Annotated in this window: 1 protein-coding gene; it reads right to left on the reverse strand. The window is 67.8% G+C overall.

All coding sequences use genetic code 11. The features are described from left to right. A partial coding sequence (locus D7Y13_RS42015) for an MMPL family transporter (RefSeq protein ID WP_147452671.1) occupies positions 1-633 on the reverse strand: 633 nt, incomplete at both ends.

Genomic DNA, 633 nt, shown 5'->3' on the forward strand with positions numbered 1-633 from the left:
TGTATAAGAGACAGCCCCTTCACCCGCGCACGCGAGCCTCCGGAATGGCCGGGGCCCCACCAGTTCAGGTCCCCCATGAGGCGCATCATCGAGGGGACGATGAGCACCCGGACCAGCGTGGCATCCAGCGCCACCGCGATGGCCATGCCCAACCCCATCGCCTTCACCACCACCACCGACGCCAGCGAAAAGGCCGCGAACACAGCCACCATGATGGCCGCCGCGCTGGTGATGAGTCCGCCCGTCTGCTCCAGCCCTTCGGCCACCGCGTGGGTGTTGTCCCCCGTGCGCAGCCACTCCTCGCGGATGCGGCTGAGCAGCAGCACCTCGTAGTCCATGGACAGACCGAACAGGGCGCAGAACAACAGGATGGGCAGCGACGGTTCGATGGGGCCGGGCTCGAAGCGCAAGAGCCGGTGCAGGTGCCCCTCCTGGAAGATCCACACCAGCGCCCCGAACGAGCCCGCCAGGGACAGCAGGTTCATCAGGAGCGCCTTGAGCGGCAGCACCACGGAGCGCAGGAGCACGAAGAGGACCACGCACGTCATCCCCATCACGAACCCCACCGCCGCGGGCGTGTGCTGCTTCACGAACGCTGTCGCGTCCACGTCCGAGGCCGTCTGTCCTCCCACC

Origin of the sequence: Corallococcus praedator, assembly GCF_003612125.1 — a bacterium.
In the GTDB taxonomy this organism is placed as follows: Bacteria; Myxococcota; Myxococcia; order Myxococcales; family Myxococcaceae; genus Corallococcus; species Corallococcus praedator.